Consider the following 20,137-nt stretch of genomic DNA (forward strand, 5'->3'; position numbering starts at 1 on the left):
GTGTTTGGTATATGGGGTCACAATTCAGCAGCCGAAATCACCTACTATGGCCTGCATGCTCTTCAGCATCGCGGCCAAGACGGTGCCGGCATTGCAACGACGAATGGCACTGAACTGAATATTCATAAGGGCATGGGCTTGCTGAACGATGTATTTGAGCGGGCAGAGTTCTCCAAGCTGCCCGGCCATGCGGCGATCGGCCATGTCCGTTATCCGTCTGGTGGCGAAGGAAGCATTAATGACGTCCAGCCATTCCTTTTCCGTTCTCAGTCGGAGAATGTAGCCATCGCACATGACGGCGCCATTATGAACAAGAATGAGCTTCGTACGGAATTGGAATCACAAGGAAGCATTCTGCAAACATCAGCCGATCCGGAAATCCTTGCCCATCTGATGAAACAGAAGGGCAGGAAGGTTTCCAGAGATACGATTATTGAGGCTCTTCGTAAAATTGTTGGAGCCTACGCGTTTCTCATCATGACAGATGACAAGCTGTATGCAGCTCTCGGTTCACGAGGGATCAGGCCTTTGTCAATCGGTAAGCTGAAGGATTCATACGTCGTTGCATCGGAAACATGTGCCTTCGATATCATTGGAGCGAAGTTCGAAAGAGAAGTTATGCCTGGAGAACTTGTCGAAATCAGTGATGAAGGAATCAAGTCAACACGTTTCGCTTTACGTGAACAGCGTGCACTATGTGCCATGGAATACGTCTATCTCTCAAGACCAGACAGTGATTTGAATCATGTGAATGTACATGCTTCACGAAAACGGATGGGAATTGAGCTTGCCAAAGAAGCGCCTATCGAAGCGGATGTAGTAACAGGTGTTCCGGATTCAAGCATCTCTGCAGCAATTGGGTATGCGGAAGAGAGCGGGCTTCCTTATGAAATCGGCATTATTAAAAACCGTTACATCGGACGTACATTCATCCAGCCGACACAGGAATTGAGAGAACAGGGTGTTAAGATGAAGCTTTCTCCAGTTCGCGGAATTGTGGAAGGTAAACGTGTCGTCATGATCGATGATTCGATTGTTCGTGGTACGACAAGCAGACGGATTGTACGGATGTTGAAAGAGGCAGGCGCGAAAGAAGTACATGTACGCATCGCTTCTCCACTCATCACGGATCCATGCTATTATGGAGTCGATATGTCGACAAAAGAAGAATTAATTGCAGCAAATCATACATTAGAAGAAATAGGACAAATCATCGAAGCAGACAGCATCGCGTTTCTTTCTGTAGATGGCCTTGAACAGGCGATTGTTAAAGACAAGACGATCAACCAGGGAATTTGCAATGCTTGCATGACTGGTAAATATCCGGTTACTTACAATCATGTGACCGAAACAGCAAGCAAATAAAGAAGAGGGAGCGGGAAACTATGTCAGATGCATACAGAGCGGCAGGCGTGGATGTCGAAAAAGGCTACGAAGCTGTAGAACGAATGAAAAAGCATATTGCAAAAACAAAACGCAGTGAAGTACTTGGAGGGATCGGTTCTTTTGCGGGACTGTTTGAACTCACTTCTTTCAAATATGACGAACCTGTGCTTGTCTCCGGAACTGATGGAGTCGGTACGAAACTGAAGCTCGCCTTCCAGATGGACAAGCATGATACGATCGGCATTGATGTCGTTGCCATGTGTGTGAATGATATTGTGGCTCAAGGAGCAGAACCGCTCTTCTTCCTCGATTATATTGCTTGTGGAAAGAATGACCCTGCTGTAATTGAACAAATTGTTGCTGGTATCTCTGAAGGCTGTGTTCAAGCTGGGGCAGCACTTGTCGGTGGTGAAACTGCGGAAATGCCTGGTATGTATTCCGAAGATGAGTATGACTTGGCAGGATTCACAGTCGGAATCGCTGACAAGCCGAAGCTCATTACAGGCGAACATATCGAAGCTGGTGATGTTGTCATTGGTCTTGCTTCTAGCGGTGTTCATTCCAACGGGTTCTCACTCGTTCGAAAAATTACAGATAAGCTCGATTTAAAGAAAACATATGAAGGCTTCGATCGTCCGCTTGGTGAAGCTTTGCTTGAACCGACACGCATTTATGCGAAACAGATGAAGGCTGTTTTGCAAGAGGTAAATGTAAAAGGTGTTTCCCATATTACGGGTGGCGGTTTCTATGAAAACCTTCCACGTGTCGTGCCTGCAGGTCTCGGTTTTGAAATTGACCGTTCAGCTTGGGAAGTACCACATGTGTTCAACTTCTTGCAAAAAGAAGGCAACATCTCCGATAAAGATATGTTCGGCGTCTTCAATATGGGCATTGGCCTTGCGCTCGTCGTAGCTCCTGAAGACCAAGATAAAGTCCTCTATGCACTTGGACAGGCAGGCGAGAAAGCATCTGTCATTGGTAAAGTGACAGACACTGAAGGTGTGCAGTTCATCAATGGCTAAAGTGAAAGCGGCGGTATTTGCTTCTGGTTCAGGATCAAATTTCGAGGCAATTATGAAAGCTGGAGAACTGCCTTGTGAGATTACCTTACTTGTTTGTGATAAGCCTGGAGCTGGTGCCGTTGAACGGGCAAAGCGCCTTGGTGTGCCAGTGCTTGAACTTAGTCCAAAACAGTTTAAGGATAAAGCAGCTTATGAGCAAGCTTTGGTGAAACGTCTGCGCGAAGAAGGTATTGAATGGATTTTTCTCGCAGGTTACATGCGTTTAATCGGGCCTGATCTGCTTGGAGCTTATGAAAATCGGATACTGAATATCCACCCGTCCCTTCTTCCGGATTTCCCGGGAGCGGATGGAATTGGGGATGCCTTTAGAGCAGGTGTCAATAAGACAGGTGTTACCATTCATTATGTTGATGCAGGGATGGATACAGGACCTATTATTAAGCAGCGTGAAGTTGACATCTTGCCAAATGACACAATAGATACACTCGCGGAGCGGATTCACAAAGTGGAACATGAATTGTACCCTGAAGTGATTCGTGAAGTATTAACACATAAATAGTTCAAAAACTTTCCAAGGGCCACTGTGCCCTTCTTTTTACATAACGGAGAATTGAGAAATGGAGGAGAAAGTATGAAGAAACAAGCATTGCTTAGTGTTTCAGATAAAACAGGCATTACGGATTTTGCTGCAGGTCTTGTGAAGCAAGGTTTCGAGATCATCTCTACTGGCGGCACATTGAAGGCGATAGAAGAAGCAGGGATTCCTGTAAAAGCTGTCGATGAAGTGACAGGTTTTCCAGAAATTATGGATGGACGTGTGAAAACGTTGCATCCAAAAGTACATGGCGGTTTGTTGGCAAAGCGTGACAACCCGGAACATCGCCAGGCACTTGCTGATAATGAAATTGATACAATCGACCTCGTTGCTGTTAACCTTTATCCGTTCAAAGAGACTTTGGCAAAGCCAGGCGTCTCTGATGATGAAATTATTGAGAACATTGATATCGGTGGTCCAACAATGCTGCGCTCAGCTGCTAAGAACTTCGCGGATGTACTTGTAGTCGTAGATCCTTCTGATTATCCAAAAGTGCTGGAAGCATTGGAGCAAGACCAGACAGACTATAAACTTCGCCACGGACTTGCAGCGAAAGTATTCCGTCATACAGCTCATTATGATGCTATGATTGCACGTTATTTCACAGAGGCAACTGGCGAAGCTTTCCCTGAGAACTACACAGTGACTTATGAAAAAGTTCAAGATTTGCGTTATGGGGAAAATCCTCACCAGCATGCAGCATTTTATAAAACACCTGTTTCTGCTGCATTCAGCCTTTCATCAGCGAAACAGCTTCACGGTAAGGAACTCTCTTATAACAATATTCAAGATGCCAATGCAGCACTTGAAATTGTTCGTGAATATGCAGAGCCGGCAGCAGTAGCGGTCAAACATATGAACCCATGCGGTGTTGGAGTCGGTGACAACATCGAGCAGGCTTTCCAGCGTGCCTATGATGCAGATCCTGTTTCTATTTTCGGCGGCATCGTTGCTTTGAATCAGCAAGTTGACAAAGCGACAGCCGAAATTCTAAGCGGTATTTTCCTTGAAATTATTATTGCCCCAGGATTTGACCAGGATGCACTTGATATCTTGACTCAGAAAAAGAACATTCGTCTCCTTGAGATGGACATGGTCGATACGGAAGCACGCTCTCACAAGCTTACTTCTATTAATGGAGGAATGTTGATCCAGGATGCAGACCATGCAGAATTCAAGGATGATCAGCTTGCAGTCGTGACAAAACGTGCCCCTTCAGAAGAAGAAATGAAAGACTTGATCTTCGCTTGGAAGGCAGTAAAACATGTGAAATCAAATGCAATTGTCCTTGCTAAAGGTTGTCAAACAGTAGGAATCGGTGCTGGCCAGATGAACCGTGTCGGCGCAGCGAAAATTGCGATTGAACAGGCTGGAGAAGCAGCTGAGGGCGCAGCACTTGCATCTGATGCATTCTTTCCAATGCCGGACACAGTCGAAGCAGCAGCTGCTGCAGGAATTAAAGCGATTATCCAGCCGGGTGGATCGAAGCGTGACCAGGAATCAATCGATGCATGTGATAAACACGGAATCGCGATGGTGCTAACAAGCATGCGTCATTTCAAACATTAATCTTTACTGCGAAAGGCGGAATTCCAATGAACATACTTGTCATCGGACGCGGTGGCCGCGAACATGCCATTGTCCAAAAGCTTGCCGAGAGTGCACAAGCAGATACAATATATGCAGCACCAGGTAATGCAGGTATCGCAAACATTGCTACATGTGTCGCCATTGATGAAATGGATTTTGGTGCACTTATCGACTTTGCAAAGAATGAAAATATCGGTCTGACAATTGTTGGACCGGAAGCACCGCTCAGCGCCGGTATTGTGGACAAATTCCAGCAAGCTGGTCTTCGTGTCTTTGGACCTTCGGAAGCTGCAGCTGCAATCGAGGGTAGCAAAAGCTTTGCGAAAGATTTCATGAAAAAACATGATGTTCCTACAGCTGCCTATGAAGTTTTTGCAGATCCTGAAAAGGCAAAAGCATATATCCGCAAGCAAGGTGCACCAATCGTAATTAAAGCGGATGGACTTGCTGCCGGAAAAGGTGTTGTCGTGGCAGAGACAGTTGAGGAAGCTGAACAAGCTGTAGATGACATGCTTGTTTCCAAAGCCTTTGCTGAGGCAGGTGCAACGGTCGTTATTGAGGAATTCCTTGCTGGTCGTGAATTTTCATTGATGGCACTTGTGAACGGTCGCAATGTATACCCACTTACAACAGCTCGTGATCATAAACGAGCGTTTGATGGGGATGCAGGTCCAAATACGGGAGGCATGGGTTCCTATGCTCCGGTTGATGATATTCCAAGTGATGCATATGATTTTGCGGTAAAGGAAATTGTCCAGAAGACTGCTGATGGCATGGCAGATGAGGGCGAGCCATTTACAGGTATTCTCTACGCAGGTCTCATGATGACCGAACAAGGTCCTAAAGTGATTGAATTCAACGCTCGTTTCGGTGACCCTGAGACGCAAGTAATTTTGCCGCTTATGCAAAATGATTTTGTTCAAGTTGTAAATGATGTCCTGGATGAGAAAAATCCTTCTTTGAAATGGAAAGATGGCTACTGCCTTGGAGTCGTTGTAGCTTCAGCAGGATATCCGGGAAGCTACGCCAAAGGCAAGGAACTTCCTGAATTGCATGAAAAGGCAGATACGTATTTTGTTCATGCAGGGACGAAGAAACAAGATGGAAATTTTGTCTCTGATGGCGGACGTGTTCTATTCGCAGGAGCTTACGGATCCACTTTTGCTGAAGCTCGTAAAAAGGCATATGATGCTATTTCGCCGTTTGAAGGAAACGAAGAATTCTTCTACAGAACGGATATTGGCGAAAAATAATATAAGTGTGTCAAGACTTCCCGCGTGATTATGCAGGGGCTGTTTTCTGAGAGTCTATTAGATCTCTTGGGGAACAGCTCTTTTTTGTTTGGGAAGGGTATAGTGCTTTTATCATTTAGCTCTTTAACGTATAATAGTGTCAACATATGATAACAGTTTGCGGAAGGCGGAGATGCGAGATGAGAAGAAGTCTGCTGATCATTGCTTGTAGTTTAGTAGTACTTCTCGCTGCTTGTTCAGGCGACAAAGAAACGAAAATGAAAGGTAAGGAAGGAATTTCCCCCCTAACAGGTGAGAAAACATCAAATGCCAATGCGCGCCCTGTCGCCATTATGGTGAACAACCACACGAAAGCTAGGCCACAGACAGGTCTCAGCAAGGCGGATATCGTTTTTGAGATTCTTGCAGAAGGGAATATTACGCGATTCCTTGCCATCTATCAAAGTGAAGAGCCAGACGAGGTGGGGCCTGTACGCAGCGCAAGAGAGTATTATTTTAAGCTTGCAGAAGGTTATGATGCGCTCTATGTCTACCATGGAGCGGCAAAGTTTGTGGATAAGTTGATTCAGGACGATGGCATTGACTACATTAACGGCGCCCAACATGATAATGACGGCAAACTCTTCATCCGTTCATCTGATCGAGAGGCACCACATAACTCTTATGTTCAGTTCGGTGCAATCCAAGATGAAGCGAAACGAGAAGGATAAGCTTTGACGACAAACCAAAAGCCGCTTCCGTTTATAAAATCAGGAGAAGAACCTGAAGGCAAGGGAGTAAGCTCTGTCAAAGTGACCTATTCAGATAATGATGCTTATAACCCGGTCTTCCAATATAACTCAGAAGATAAGAATTATACACGTTCAGCAGGCGGTGAGCAGACAACAGATAAAGATACGGGAAATCCTGTATCTGTTGCGAATCTTCTTGTAATTGAAGCGCCACATGAGGTGTTTGACAATGAAGGACGCCGTAAGATTGACCTGGAATCAGGTGGTGTCGGTTATTTGTTCCAGAAGGGTAAAGAGCAGCGCATTCACTGGGAAAATGAGAATGGACGGATCATTGCTCTGAAGAACGGGAAAGAAGTCGGTTTCGTGCCAGGCAAAGCATGGATCAGTGTCGTTCCGGACAATCCTGGAGCAGAATCCGCAATTCAGACAGCAAACGAATAAGAAAGCGGGAGATCAACAGTGCAAATCGATAAATTACGTGGAGAACAGCTTGACCAGCTGTTTGATGCGATTCTATCTTTGAAAGACAGAGAAGAGTGTTACAAGCTATTCGATGATTTGGCGACAATGAGTGAGATTCATTCCTTGTCTCAACGCTTCCAAGTTGCCAGAATGCTTACAGAAGGAAATACGTATAACCAGATTGAGCAGGAAACAAAAGCTTCGACCGCTACAATTTCGCGTGTCCGCCGCTGCATCGACTATGGCAGTGATGGTTATAAAATAGTTCTAGATAGGCTTAAAGAGAAAGAATAGATTGCAAGAGCACATTGCCAAGGGCGATGTGCTTTTTTCTTTGACTAAGTGCTTATTTCTGTATTATTACTTACAAAATTTAATGGGGAGCGTTATAAATACGCCTCAGGTCCTAGTCAGATTATAACCAAGGTACGTTATCGAAAAGTGCGTGCCAAGGTAAGATAAATACAAGGAAGGAGGCGAAGAGATGAAAAAATTCCTCTTGTTTCTAGCAGGACTTACAGCACTAATTGTTGCCTTCGCGATGATCGGTCCGATGGTTCTATTGGGAGTCAGTGTATGGCTGCTTTATATTGTGTTCAAACAGTTCATGAGAAGTGGCTCTGTAATTGGAAAAATCGCTTGGCTTATTATTGGGCTTGTCATTCTAAGCATGGCAGTTTCCCATATTTACGCTTTGATCGGACTGGCTGCAGCATACGCTGTCTATTACATCTACAAACAACTGAGAAAGCCTGAGCCTGAAATTGTAAAGGATCCATTCACAAATTTTGAAAAAGAGTGGAATGAACTGCACCATTATTAATGAATTGAAAAGGGGACATGAAAAATGCCAAATCTATTCCAACGTATTAAAGAATCCATTTCTTCTGATATTCACCAGCTGCTTGATCAAAAGGAACAGAAGAATCCACTTGGAGCACTGAACCATTATTTGCGCCAGAGTGAGCAGGAAAAGGAAAAGGTTCGCAAGCTGATTGAACGCCAATTCAAATTGAAAGATGAATTCACAAGAGAATATCATAAAGCGGATGATCTTGCGAAAAAACGCCTGAAGCAAGCTGAAATTGCAGAACGCGCAGGTGAAAAGGACATGTATGATTTCGCGATGCAAGAGTATGAGGAATATAAGGCACGAGCAGATCGTATGCAAGCCTCGCGTGAAGAAGCTGTAGAACAGCTCGCCCGTCTTGAAGAGAAATTCGAGCAGATGAAACACAAGCTGAAAGACATGCATTTGCGCCGAATGGAACTAATGGGAAGAGAGAATATCGCTCGAGCCAATTATCGTATGGACAAGGTTATGGACGAATCAGCAGATAAGCCATTCTCAAGATTTGCAGAAATCGAATCTTATATCGAAGGTCTTGAATATAAGGTGGAGCATGCGTACAAGCGCAGTACATTCGACCAGAAGATTGCCAGACTGGAAAGAGAATTTGAAAAGGCAGAGTGAAATTAAATCATGATATAATGGGAGGCGCGAATTGATCGTGTCTCTTTATTTTTAGTACGAGCAGGGAGGTGCCCCGTGTTCAATAGACTATCAACAAATACAGTTAGCTGGATTCTCATCATTGGGGTGATCCTCCTTGCTGTCGAAGTGTTCTTTTTCAGAGGAGGTATGATTGTTACGGCTTTCATCGCAGGCCTGATCACCTACTTTGGCTGGAAGCATTTCAACCGGACGACTGGTAAAGTCATCTTTTGGATTGGCCTTGCATGGCTTGTTTTCTCCGTCCTGAATACACTCGCGGTAAGGTTTATTCTTGTTGCTTGCATTGTCCTCTTTATCCTTGATTACAACAAATCCAGGAAATTAAAGGAGCGGTTAAATCCAAATCGGTTCCAGAATGCGAGTGAGGAAGATTCAGAGAAACTTGTCAAGGTGGAGCCTTTGATTGACAGCCGCCTATTCGGAGAGGAACGGACAGATGATCAGCCATACAAATTCCGTGATATCAATATACACAGTTTATATGGAGATAAAATCATCGATCTTGGCAATACGATTTTACCTGATGATGTAGCTGTTATCTCGATTCGCCAGCTTGTCGGGAATATTGTAATCTACGTACCTTATGATGTTGAAGTGAGCATCCATCATAGTTCCGTTTTTGGAAGGGCTTATATTTTTGGTGAATTCAATGGGAGTCTTGTGAACAAGTCCTTACAATATGAAACGGAGCGATATGGCGAGAATATCCTGCCAAGGGTGAAAATCATCACTTCGCTCATCTCCGGAGATATTGAGGTGAGACGAATATGAAACAGATCTTCCGGCAGTTTCTCGCGAGTATTCTATATAGTGCCCTCATCATGATTGGGGCAGCTGTCATTCTATTTTTCTTTTTCCCGCTGGAGGACTGGACACTTCTATATAAAAAAGTTTTATATGATGTGCCATTCATTATCTGGTTCCTCAGTATTGCTGTTATGATCGGTGGGATTGCAGGATTGATCATAGGGATCCGTGATAGAACAAAGATCCATAAAGTTGAAAAAGGTCTGGATGACCTGATACGTGAACAAAAAGTTTCAACTTCATTTGATAAAGTGAAGGAACTTGAAGCGATCCAGTATCGTTTGCATCAGTTGCAGGAAATTTTCCGTTTACATGCGGAACAGTCGCAGAAGCTTGCAACAAAACGAAGTGAATCTAGAGAACAGAGTCTTCAGGAAGTCGTCATACAGGAACGGAATCGACTGGCGCGAGAACTCCATGACTCGGTGAGCCAGCAGTTGTTCGCAGCTTCAATGATGATGTCAGCATTTAATGAAATGAATCATCTTGAAAATGAAACAGGCAGAAAGCAACTGCAGATGATTGAGAATATGATCCAGCAATCCCAGATGGAAATGCGTGCTCTGCTTCTGCATCTTCGTCCTGTACCACTGAAAGGTAAATCGCTTCAGGAAGGTACGAGAGAGCTACTTACAGAATTAAAGCAGAAAATCGTACTTGAGATTGATTGGAAGATAGAAGATTTTCCAATTGAAAAAGGGATTGAGGATCAGCTGTTCCGCATCCTTCAAGAATCGGTTTCGAATACTTTGCGTCATGCAGAGGCGACCCAGTTGCATGTTTTGCTCATTCAGCGCGATGAATGGATCATCTTGCGTGTTACCGATGACGGTAAAGGCTTCGATGTGAATGAGGCGAAGACGACATCATATGGGCTAAGCAATATGAATGAACGGGCTTTTGAAGCCGGCGGTACATTCAAAGTTGTCAGCCTTCCTGGCGATGGAACGATTCTTGAAGTGAAGGTCCCGATATTTGCAGACAAAGCAGGTGAATTAGATGATTAGCATTTTGATTGCGGATGATCATGAAATGGTGCGGATTGGTGTCTCTTCCTATCTTATGGCTCAGCCGGATATGGAAGTGATCGGTGAAGCGGATGACGGAGGGCCGGCTGTAAAACTGGCTCTTGAGCTGAAACCTGACATCATTCTGATGGATCTTGTCATGAAACAGATGGATGGTATTGAAGCGACCCGGCAGATTATTGAATCATGGCCAGAGGCGAAGATTATTATTGTCACAAGCTTCATAGATGATGAAAAAGTCTATCCGGCGCTTGAGGCAGGAGCGGTCAGCTATATGCTGAAGACTTCCAAAGCAGGAGAAATTGCCAAAGCAATCAGGTCTACATATGACGGACAATCCATTCTGGAACCTGAAGTGACGGGGAAAATAATGAACCGTGTCCGTAAACCCGCTGAAGCGAAGCATGACCAGCTGACAGCGCGAGAGACGGAAGTGCTCCAACAAATGACGAAAGGCAAGACGAATCAAGAAATTGCGGATGAATTATTCATCTCGCTCAAAACGGTTAAAGTACATGTCAGTAATGTACTTGCGAAACTTGAAGTCCAGGATCGGACACAAGCAGTTATCTATGCGTTCAACCATGATCTCGTCGAATAATAGGCCGGACTGCCCTAATAGGCAGCCGGCTTTTTCTGGTTGATAAGAAAATTTGCAAAGTTATAGGAACGTATGTACTATTAAGGTAGCTGAAGGATAAGCAATATGCAAGCTGCCAAATTCATCTCTTGAAGATTTTGCAGAGGTTTTTTTGCTATAATGGATGAACGATTGATTGTTAGGGGGAGGATACATTGCTATTTTCGATGAAAGAATGGAAACACGCTTTCAAGCTTGACCCAGCTAAGGAAATTGATGATACGGATCTTGAGAAAATTTGCGAATCCGGAACAGACGGAATCATTGTCGGTGGAACGGATAATGTAACGCTTGATGGTGTGCTTGATTTACTTGCGCGCGTTCGTCGCTATACTGTTCCATGTGTGCTCGAAGTGTCTGAATTGGATGCTGTGACACCAGGATTTGAAGGCTATCTTATTCCGATGGTGATGAATTCACAAGTTAAAAAATGGATGATGGATCTGCAGCATGAAGCAGTGAAACAATATAAAAATGTAATGAATTGGGAAGAAATGTTCGTTGAAGGATATTGCATACTCAATCCTGAAGCGAAGGCATACAAACAGGCAGATTGCCGCATGCCGGATGCAGATGACGTACTTGCCTATGCATACATGGCCGAGCATTTTTACCACCTGCCGATTTTTTACTTGGAATACAGCGGTACATATGGTGATCCAGACCTTGTAAGACGAGTGAAGGGAGAACTGGAATCGACGCAGCTCTTCTATGGAGGAGGCATTGAGACGCCAGAGCAGGCTAGAGAAATGGCCGAGCATGCTGATACAGTCGTAATTGGCAATGTTGTTTATACCAATCTGAAGCAAGCTATTAAGACAGTGAAAGCTGTCAAAGAAATTACGAAATAAAGGCGGTATCTTAAAATGCATCAATTGCTTGAAGGGCTCAACAAAGAACAAGCGGAAGCGGTGCAAGCGACAGAAGGGCCGCTCCTAATCATGGCAGGTGCCGGTTCAGGTAAAACCCGCGTCCTTACACATAGGATCGCCTATCTGATGGATGAGAAAGAAGTGGCACCGCGTAATATTCTCGCCATTACTTTTACGAATAAAGCCTCACGGGAGATGAAGAATCGTGTAAGCCGGCTAGTTGGAGCGGATGGGGATCGGATTTGGGTATCGACTTTCCACTCGATGTGTGTACGTATTTTAAGACGTGACATTGACCGTATCGGTTACAGTACGAATTTCTCAATTCTCGATACAGGTGATCAGCTTACAGTTATCAAGCAGGTTTTGCGAGATTTGAACATTGATTCAAAGCAATTTGATCCGCGAGCAATGCTTGGCTCCATTAGCAATTTGAAGAATGAGCTCATCACCCCGAAAGGCGCAATCGAGGAAGCGACTAATTTCTATGACAGGCAGATTGCACAGATTTATGAAGCCTATCAGAAGATGCTTAGGAAGAACGAGAGCCTCGACTTTGACGATTTGATTATGGAGACGATTCATTTGTTCAAGCGTGTACCGGAAGTACTTGAATATTATCAGCGAAGATTCCAATATATTCACGTTGATGAGTATCAGGATACGAACCATGCTCAATATTTTCTCGTCAAGCAGATGGCGAGCCGCTATAAGAACCTTTGTGTTGTTGGGGATTCGGACCAGTCCATCTATCGTTGGCGAGGTGCGGATATTACAAATATCCTTAACTTTGAAAAAGACTATCCAAATGCACGCGTAATCATGCTAGAACAGAATTACCGTTCAACGAAATCGATTTTAAAAGCAGCAAATGAGGTTATTGCTAATAATCCAGGACGCAAGCCGAAAAATCTTTGGACTGATAATGCGCATGGAGACAAGATCTATTACTATCAAGGTTCAACGGAGCAAGATGAAGCCTATTTCATCATTGATAAAATCCAGGAATTGACGGCTGAAAAAGATTATGATCCGTGCGATGTTGCAATTCTTTATAGGACGAACGCTCAGTCGCGTGCAGTTGAGGATGCGCTTGTGAAATCGGGAATTGATTATCAGATGGTCGGCGGCACGAAGTTCTACGACCGAAAAGAAATTAAAGATATGATTGCTTATTTGCGACTCATCGCCAATCCGAATGATGACATCAGTTTTGAACGTGTCGTCAACGAGCCGAAACGAGGCATCGGTAAGACGACAATTGAGAAACTGCGTGCATATGCGGCAGAAAATGATATTTCCTTCTTCCGTGCGGTGGAAGAGGTAGATTTTATAGGTTTAACTAAAAAGGCTGCCACTGCACTCGATGCGTTTGGTCAGTTAATTAAAGACTTCAGCCAGCAGCAAGAATTTTTGACTGCAACAGATATGGTTGAATCTGTTCTTGAGCGGACAGGCTATCGTGAAATGCTTGAAGCGGAGCGGACAATCGAAGCGCGCAGCCGCCTTGAAAACCTTGAAGAATTTCAGACGGTTACGAAAGACTTTGAGGCAGCAAGTGAAGATAAGACTTTGATTGCCTTCCTTACTGATCTTGCTCTTGTTGCTGATATTGATAAAGTAGATGAAGCCGATCCTGACCATACGCAGAAAGTGACGCTTATGACGCTTCATGCAGCTAAAGGTCTGGAATTCCCAGTTGTGTTCCTTATCGGTATGGAAGAAAACGTGTTCCCGCACAGCCGCTCGCTCTTTGATGATGAAGAGATGGAAGAAGAGCGCCGTCTTGCTTATGTCGGTATTACGAGAGCTGAGCAAGAACTTTATTTAACACATGCGAAAATGCGTACCCTATATGGGCGGACAAATATGAACCCGGTGAGTCGATTTATTGATGAAATACCATCAGAGCTTGTTGAAGGAATTAAACAAGCAGGAGGATTATTCGGAGGCTTTACAAGCAAATCTTTACAGAAAGAAGAAGCACCTGCCCCGAGACGAATCGCGAGGAAAGTTCGCCAGTCAACAGGAGCAGAATCCAAGGAATGGCAAGCGGGTGACAAGGCTGAACATAAGAAGTGGGGCGTCGGAACAGTTGTCAAAGTGACAGGTGATGGAGAAGGGATGGAGCTTGATATCGCTTTCCCTGCTCCTACAGGCATCAAGCGGCTTCTTGCAAAGTTTGCGCCAATTAAGAAACAATAGGAGGCTTCTGTATATGGAAAGACTCGAGGCGGAGAAACGGATTGCCGAGCTGCGCAATCTGCTCAACCGTTATGGATATGAATATTATGTGCTGGACAAGCCGAGTGTACCGGACAGCGAATATGACTTGAAGATGCGCGAACTGATTGAATTGGAAGAGATATATCCGGATATGATTACACCGGATTCACCGACCCAGCGTGTCGGGGGCAAGCCGCTTGAAGGGTTTGAGAAAGTGCAACACCGCATTCCCATGCTGAGCCTTTCCAATGCTTTTAACGAGCAGGAGTTGCGAGATTTTGCGAGAAGAGCACAAGAGGGAGCAAGCGGAAAAGTAGCCTTTGTCTGTGAGCTTAAAATCGATGGACTCGCCGTTAATCTTCATTATGATAATGGAAAATTTGTTCAAGGCTCCACTCGTGGTGATGGGACTGTTGGTGAGGATATCACGAGTAACCTGCGGACGATTCGCAGTGTTCCGTTATCAATCTCAGAGCAAGGTTCCATCGAGGTGCGCGGTGAGGCGTTCATGCCTCATAAATCTTTTCTCGCTCTGAATGAAGCGAAGGAAGAAAACGGTGAAGAGCCTTTTGCGAACCCGCGCAATGCAGCAGCCGGTTCTTTGCGCCAGCTTGACCCGAAGATTGCTGCAAAGCGGAATCTTGATATTTTCCTTTATGGAGTGGGCGAGTGGGATGGCAAGCAGCAGACAAGTCATAGCGGGCGTCTCCAGTACATAAAGGAGCTAGGACTGAAAGTCAACCCGGAAACGAAGCGTTGTGAGACAATTGACGAAGTGATTGAATATGTAAATTACTGGACAGAACATCGCCCGGATCTAGCATATGAGATTGACGGAATCGTAATTAAAGTCGACGATTTGGATCAGCAAGAAGAACTTGGCTATACAGCGAAAAGTCCGCGTTGGGCTATCGCATATAAATTCCCGGCCGAAGAAGTTGTTACGACTTTGCTGGATATTGAGCTTAGTGTCGGCCGTACCGGAGTTGTCACCCCGACAGCTATTTTAGAGCCTGTTCGTGTTGCAGGGACGACAGTACAACGTGCTTCGCTGCACAATGCAGATATTATCCGTGAACTAGATGTTCGTATTGGAGACCGCGTCATTATTAAAAAGGCCGGAGATATTATTCCGAAAGTAGTGCGTGTTCTCATTGAAGAACGAAAAGGTGAAGAGCAACCTTTTGAAATGCCAGATCATTGTCCTGCCTGTGATGCGGAGCTTGTCCATCTTGAAGAAGAAGTCGCATTGCGTTGCATTAATCCGAACTGCCCGGCACAACTCAAGGAAGGGCTGATTCATTTCGTTTCCAGGGATGCGATGAATATCGATGGACTGGGTGAAAAAGTGATTGAACAACTTTTCCGTGAGCAGCTCATTGGCAAGATCTCGGATATTTACCGTCTTGAGAAAGAGCAGCTCGTTCAGCTGGAGCGGATGGGTGAGAAATCCGCGAGTAATTTGATCAACGCAATTGAGAAATCCAAGGAAAATTCTTTGGAAAAGCTAATTTTCGGACTTGGGATACGTTTCATTGGTTCTAAAGCTGCCAGAACACTGGCCGAGCATTTTGAAACGATGGAACGTCTGACAGTAGCGACATTGGAGGAACTTGTGTCTGTCGATGAAATTGGCGAGAAGATGGCAGACTCTGTTGTTAAATATTTTGAGGAAGATAAGGTCATGGCGCTTATCGATGACTTGAAGCAGCTTGGTGTCAACATGTCTTATAATGGTCCCAAACAGGCAGATGCCCCTGAGGATGCACCATTCTCTGGCAAGACCGTTGTGCTAACAGGCAAGCTGAGCCATTTTACAAGAACAGAAGCAAAACAGCTCGTTGAATCCCTTGGAGGCACTGTCACAGGCAGTGTCAGCAAGAAGACAGATCTCGTCATTTGTGGGGAAGACGCCGGATCAAAACTTGAGAAGGCAGAGAAGCTTGGCATTGAGATCTGGAGTGAAGACAACTTAGTAGAAATCGCGGAGAGTGAAGGGACGAAAAAGTAATGAAAAAGGCAGCCGCCATTTTGCTGTCGGTGCTGCTTCTTGCAAGCTGTGCACCGAACAAAAATGATGAACTTGTCCAGAACAAGGACTCAAAAGAGAAAAAAGAAACACCGTCAATCGTGCCGAGCTACCAGCTTTCTGACTCAACGTACAAAATCATCCTTCCATTCCGACCGAGCAAAGCGCGCGGCGTCATTGATAACCAGATTGCCAACCGTGTTGATATTGATGAACTGGAAGAAGGTCTGAAGCGTCATTCCACTGACGAATTCAGTCCGGATGATTATTATTTTGAAGAAGGCCAGTATTTGACTGAGGACATGGTTTACGATTGGCTTGGGCGCAATCTGACTAAAAAACAAATAGATAAAGAAGTGAAAGAAACAGCAGATAAAAAACGCAAAGAAGGATATACGGTCGACGAGCAGGAAATTCGTGATGGTCTGCAAAATGGCCTCAATCCTCCGATTGCAGAAGATGCGAAAGAAAAAGATTACCGTGACCATCCGCGCTACCTTTCCCATATTCTAGAGCAAGATTATTTGCGCAAGAAAGATGATGACACTGTTGAACTTGCGGGTATTTCCATCGGTCTTGCCTTGAAATCGGTCTATCGTTTCCAGACAGAGATTGGCGGACCTTACTATTATGAAAAAATTCCTAAAGCTGAAATGGAGAAAAACGGTAAGGAAATCGCTCAGAAAGTTGTAGATCGTGTTCGCAAAATCAAAGGGTTGAAGAATGTGCCAATCGTCATTGCGTTGTACCGGGAAGAAGCCCAGGATTCTCCTGTTGCTGGCGACTTTGTTTCCAAAACGATTGTTGACGAAGGGGAAACACAAATTGGCAAGTGGAACAAGATTGATGAAAAGCATGTATTGTTCCCATCCGACAATGCAAAGAAAAATCATTTTGATGATAATCAGGCGATCAAGAGCTTTGGTGATGATATAGCGAAGTATTTCCCTAACTATGTCGGTATTGTCGGTGAAGGCTTCTATGTTAATAAGGACCTTCAACGTCTTACAATCCGTGTGCCGATTGAGTTTTACGGAAAGAGTGAAGTGACCGGATTTACGCAGTATGCTTATGGGCTGATTCAGGAGAAGTTCCCTGAGCATTATGATCTTGAAGTTCAGATTTCTTCAAATGAAAAGCTTGAAAGTTTGATTACAAGAGAAAAAGGGGATAAGAAACCTGTCGTGCATATACTCCATTAAGGCCCCTTTTTGAGATATAAGGACAAAAACCAGAAAGTCGTGTTCCTGCTTCGCCAGGGCGCCAAAGGCCTGGTTTTTGTCCTTTTCTTTAAGTGTGCCGAATTCAGGCAGGAGGTTGTTATGTTATGAGAACGCCTTATCGTCATGAACCTTTCACAGACTTTGAAAATGAAGACAATCGGAAAGCGATGCTGCAAGCACTTGATCAGGTCAAGGGAGAATTGGGGAAAACGTACCCACTCATCATTGGTGGAGAACGGGTTGAAACTGAGGACAAAATTGTTTCAGTCAACCCAGCGAACCCGGAAGAGATTATCGGTTACGTTTCCAAGACAGACAGGGAGCTGGCTGAAAAGGCAATACAAGTAGCAGATGAAACATTTAATGAATGGCGTAAATCAGACCCTGCTGTAAGGGCGGATATTCTATTCAAAGCAGCAGCCATTGTCCGTCGGCGCAAAACAGAATTCACTGCATGGGCAATTAAAGAAGGTGGCAAGCCGTGGAAAGAAGCGGATGCCGATGTTGCTGAAGGAATTGATTTTCTAGAATATTACGGTAGAGAAATGCTTCGCCTTAAAGATGGCGGGCATGTGATCAGCCGTGAGAATGAATACAATCAGTATCATTACATCCCGCTCGGTGTAGGTATCGTTATTTCCCCATGGAATTTCCTATTTGCCATCATGGCTGGTACTTGTGTCTCTGCTCTTGTGACGGGTAATACAGTGTTACTTAAGCCAGCAAGTGCAACACCTGTCATTGCTTACAAGCTGTTAGAAGTTCTCGAGGAAGCAGGTTTGCCAAAGGGGGTTGTCAACTACGTTCCAGGACCTGGGCGCGAAGTCGGTGACTATCTCGTTGAGCATCCGCGCACACGCTTTGTCAGCTTTACGGGGTCGCGTGCAGTCGGTACAGGGATTTTCGAGAAAGCCGCGAAAGTACAGGAAGGGCAGAAATGGCTGAAACGTTCGGTCATTGAAATGGGTGGAAAGGACACAATTGTTGTGGACAGCGATGCTGACTTGGAACTTGCTGCTGAATCAATCGTACAATCAGCATTCGGTTTCAGCGGTCAGAAATGTTCCGCTTGCTCGCGTGCTGTAATTGTTGGCGATGCTTATGACGAAGTGAAGCGTCTCGTCGTGGAGAAAACGAAGAAAATCAGCGCTGGTGACCCCCATGACAACAGCTATTTCACAGGGCCGGTCATTGAGCAAAAGGCTTATGACAAAATTATGGAGTACATCGAAATCGGAAAGAAAGAAGCAAACTTGCTCATCGGTGGCGATGGGGATGATTCAAATGGGTGGTTTGTGCAGCCGACTGTATTCGGTGAAGCAGATCAGCAGGCGAAAATTATGCAAGAAGAGATTTTCGGACCTGTTGTTGCCCTGACAAAAGCTAAAGATTTTGATGATGCTATTGAAATTGCGAACAATACCGATTATGGTCTTACAGGAGCGGTCATTTCCCGTGATCGGGATCACATTGAAAAGGCCAGACGTGATTTCCATGTAGGTAATCTATACTTCAATCGTGGTTGTACTGCTGCAATTGTCGGTTACCAGCCATTTGGCGGTTTTGATATGTCCGGCACGGATTCGAAAGCGGGCGGACCGGATTATTTGTTGCAATTCATGCAGGCGAAGACGACTTCAGAAATGTTTTAGTAAAGTTGAAGAAGCGGAGGGCTCATATGCCTTTCGCTTCTTTTGTTTAAAGATAAATTAATCAATCTCTTTAGCAAGATAAGCCGCATCGTCTCCAACTCCGAGAAGTAAAGCAGAACCCCGTCTGTGCTGCCAAGGTAGCCCGAGGAAATATAATCCTTTTTCCTCTGTAACCCCACGTTTATGTATAGGTTGGCCTTTATTATCGAAAATGTGTGGCAGCTTAATCCAATTATAATCAGAACGGTACCCTGTAGCCCATATAATATTAGCAGTCTCGATTCCTTCGTTGTTTTCAAAAAGAAGTTTGTCCGCTTTGGCTGATATGGTTCTTGGCAACAATGTTATATTTCCGGAACGGATCAGTTTTTGAGTTTCGAGCCCTATAATAGGATCTCTTTCTCTCAAGAATTTGCCCAACCGTGAGTTAACAGAAACATTCAAGATTCCGATAGACTTAAACCACCAGAAAATGTCCTTTTTGAATAAGGAGTCAGGTATGAAAATTGGTCGTTTGCTAATGGATAAATAGACTTCTCGAGTAGCAGATAGTTCAGCGGCAATCTGCATCCCCGAATTTCCACCGCCAATAATTACTGTTGGTCCACTGTTCAATTGTTCGGGATTACGGTAATAGGCAGAATGGATTTGGAATACACCATCAGAAAGGTTATTGGAAAACGACGGAATTGCCGGCTGTTGAAAAGGCCCAGTAGCAATAACAACATTGTTTGCCGTATATGCTTCTTCAGTGTTCGTCGCAATAGTGAAGATTCCCTCACTTTTCGATAAGTTCTCAACTTTTGTATTTAGCTTTACCGGAATTTCATAATGTTGAGCGTATTCTTTTAGATAAGTGGCAATCTCATCTTTAGTCGGGTACCCATCCGGAGCGCCGGGAACCTTCATCCCTGGCAAACAACTATTAGCTCTCGAGGTGAAGAGAATAAGAGAATCGTATCTGTTGCGCCAAGAATCTCCTATGGATTGGCTGTTATCCAGAATGAGGAAATGTTGATTCCTCTTTTTTAGATAATACCCCATTGCCAAACCGGCTTGGCCGGCACCGATGATGATCGTTTCATAATGTTCCCTCATTGTT

General features: G+C 44.6%; 19 protein-coding genes. 18 read left to right on the forward strand and 1 reads right to left on the reverse strand.

Going from position 1 to position 20,137, the window contains the following annotated elements; translation table 11 throughout:
• The 18 genes from purF to pruA all read left to right on the forward strand — a co-directional run bounded on the left by purF (window position 1) and on the right by pruA (window position 19,035).
• On the forward strand, window positions 1–1,365 hold the full coding sequence (gene purF, locus QR721_RS03445; protein WP_348029082.1) for an amidophosphoribosyltransferase: 1,365 nt from the start codon (window positions 1–3) through the stop codon (window positions 1,363–1,365).
• 20 nt (window positions 1,366–1,385) lie between these two features.
• Complete coding sequence (gene purM / locus QR721_RS03450; RefSeq protein WP_348029083.1) at window positions 1,386–2,408, forward strand: phosphoribosylformylglycinamidine cyclo-ligase; 1,023 nt, start codon at window positions 1,386–1,388, stop codon at window positions 2,406–2,408.
• A complete protein-coding gene (gene purN / locus QR721_RS03455; RefSeq protein ID WP_348029084.1) occupies window positions 2,401–2,967 on the forward strand; it encodes a phosphoribosylglycinamide formyltransferase in 567 nt (188 codons plus the stop codon). The genes purM and purN overlap by 8 nt, the downstream gene beginning before the upstream one ends.
• A gap of 72 nt (window positions 2,968–3,039) precedes the next feature.
• The gene (purH, locus tag QR721_RS03460; RefSeq protein WP_348029085.1) at window positions 3,040–4,572 is read left to right on the forward strand and encodes a bifunctional phosphoribosylaminoimidazolecarboxamide formyltransferase/IMP cyclohydrolase; all 1,533 of its coding nucleotides are present in this window, start codon (window positions 3,040–3,042) and stop codon (window positions 4,570–4,572) included.
• 26 nt (window positions 4,573–4,598) lie between these two features.
• The gene (purD, locus tag QR721_RS03465; RefSeq protein ID WP_348029086.1) at window positions 4,599–5,846 is read left to right on the forward strand and encodes a phosphoribosylamine--glycine ligase; all 1,248 of its coding nucleotides are present in this window, start codon (window positions 4,599–4,601) and stop codon (window positions 5,844–5,846) included.
• A 179-nt stretch (window positions 5,847–6,025) separates the two neighbouring features.
• The gene (locus QR721_RS03470; RefSeq protein WP_348029087.1) at window positions 6,026–6,556 is read left to right on the forward strand and encodes a DUF3048 N-terminal domain-containing protein; all 531 of its coding nucleotides are present in this window, start codon (window positions 6,026–6,028) and stop codon (window positions 6,554–6,556) included.
• Between the two features lie 3 nt (window positions 6,557–6,559).
• Entirely contained in the window at window positions 6,560–7,021 is a 462-nt protein-coding gene (locus tag QR721_RS03475) for a DUF3048 C-terminal domain-containing protein (protein ID WP_348029088.1), read from the forward strand.
• A gap of 18 nt (window positions 7,022–7,039) precedes the next feature.
• A complete protein-coding gene (locus QR721_RS03480) occupies window positions 7,040–7,336 on the forward strand; it encodes a YerC/YecD family TrpR-related protein (RefSeq protein ID WP_348029089.1) in 297 nt (98 codons plus the stop codon).
• Between the two features lie 190 nt (window positions 7,337–7,526).
• Window positions 7,527–7,865, forward strand: coding sequence for a lmo0954 family membrane protein (locus QR721_RS03485; protein ID WP_348029090.1), 339 nt, complete (start codon window positions 7,527–7,529; stop codon window positions 7,863–7,865).
• A 24-nt stretch (window positions 7,866–7,889) separates the two neighbouring features.
• Entirely contained in the window at window positions 7,890–8,516 is a 627-nt protein-coding gene (locus QR721_RS03490; protein ID WP_348029091.1) for a PspA/IM30 family protein, read from the forward strand.
• A gap of 75 nt (window positions 8,517–8,591) precedes the next feature.
• Window positions 8,592–9,329, forward strand: a complete 738-nt coding sequence (liaF, locus tag QR721_RS03495; RefSeq protein WP_348029092.1) for a cell wall-active antibiotics response protein LiaF — start codon at window positions 8,592–8,594, stop codon at window positions 9,327–9,329.
• Entirely contained in the window at window positions 9,326–10,372 is a 1,047-nt protein-coding gene (locus tag QR721_RS03500; RefSeq protein ID WP_348029093.1) for a sensor histidine kinase, read from the forward strand. The genes liaF and QR721_RS03500 overlap by 4 nt, the downstream gene beginning before the upstream one ends.
• Window positions 10,365–10,994, forward strand: a complete 630-nt coding sequence (locus QR721_RS03505; protein WP_348029094.1) for a response regulator transcription factor — start codon at window positions 10,365–10,367, stop codon at window positions 10,992–10,994. Before QR721_RS03500 ends, QR721_RS03505 begins: the two co-directional genes overlap by 8 nt.
• Window positions 10,995–11,200: 206 nt before the next feature.
• Complete coding sequence (gene pcrB, locus QR721_RS03510; RefSeq protein WP_348029773.1) at window positions 11,201–11,884, forward strand: heptaprenylglyceryl phosphate synthase; 684 nt, start codon at window positions 11,201–11,203, stop codon at window positions 11,882–11,884.
• Window positions 11,885–11,899: 15 nt separating this feature from the next.
• Window positions 11,900–14,110, forward strand: a complete 2,211-nt coding sequence (gene pcrA / locus QR721_RS03515) for a DNA helicase PcrA (RefSeq protein ID WP_348029095.1) — start codon at window positions 11,900–11,902, stop codon at window positions 14,108–14,110.
• A 13-nt stretch (window positions 14,111–14,123) separates the two neighbouring features.
• Entirely contained in the window at window positions 14,124–16,142 is a 2,019-nt protein-coding gene (ligA, locus tag QR721_RS03520; protein WP_348029096.1) for an NAD-dependent DNA ligase LigA, read from the forward strand.
• Complete coding sequence (locus QR721_RS03525; protein WP_348029097.1) at window positions 16,142–17,362, forward strand: CamS family sex pheromone protein; 1,221 nt, start codon at window positions 16,142–16,144, stop codon at window positions 17,360–17,362. Before ligA ends, QR721_RS03525 begins: the two co-directional genes overlap by 1 nt.
• A gap of 125 nt (window positions 17,363–17,487) precedes the next feature.
• Window positions 17,488–19,035 (forward strand): L-glutamate gamma-semialdehyde dehydrogenase, encoded by a 1,548-nt coding sequence (gene pruA, locus QR721_RS03530; RefSeq protein ID WP_348029098.1) that lies wholly within the window; start codon window positions 17,488–17,490, stop codon window positions 19,033–19,035.
• Between the two features lie 57 nt (window positions 19,036–19,092).
• On the opposite strand, the gene QR721_RS03535 is transcribed toward pruA, so the two are convergent.
• Window positions 19,093–20,133 (reverse strand): flavin-containing monooxygenase, encoded by a 1,041-nt coding sequence (locus tag QR721_RS03535; RefSeq protein ID WP_348029099.1) that lies wholly within the window; start codon window positions 20,131–20,133, stop codon window positions 19,093–19,095.
• Window positions 20,134–20,137: the final 4 nt, after the last annotated feature.

Source organism: Aciduricibacillus chroicocephali (assembly GCF_030762805.1).
Taxonomy (GTDB): Bacteria; Bacillota; Bacilli; order Bacillales; family Amphibacillaceae; genus Aciduricibacillus; species Aciduricibacillus chroicocephali.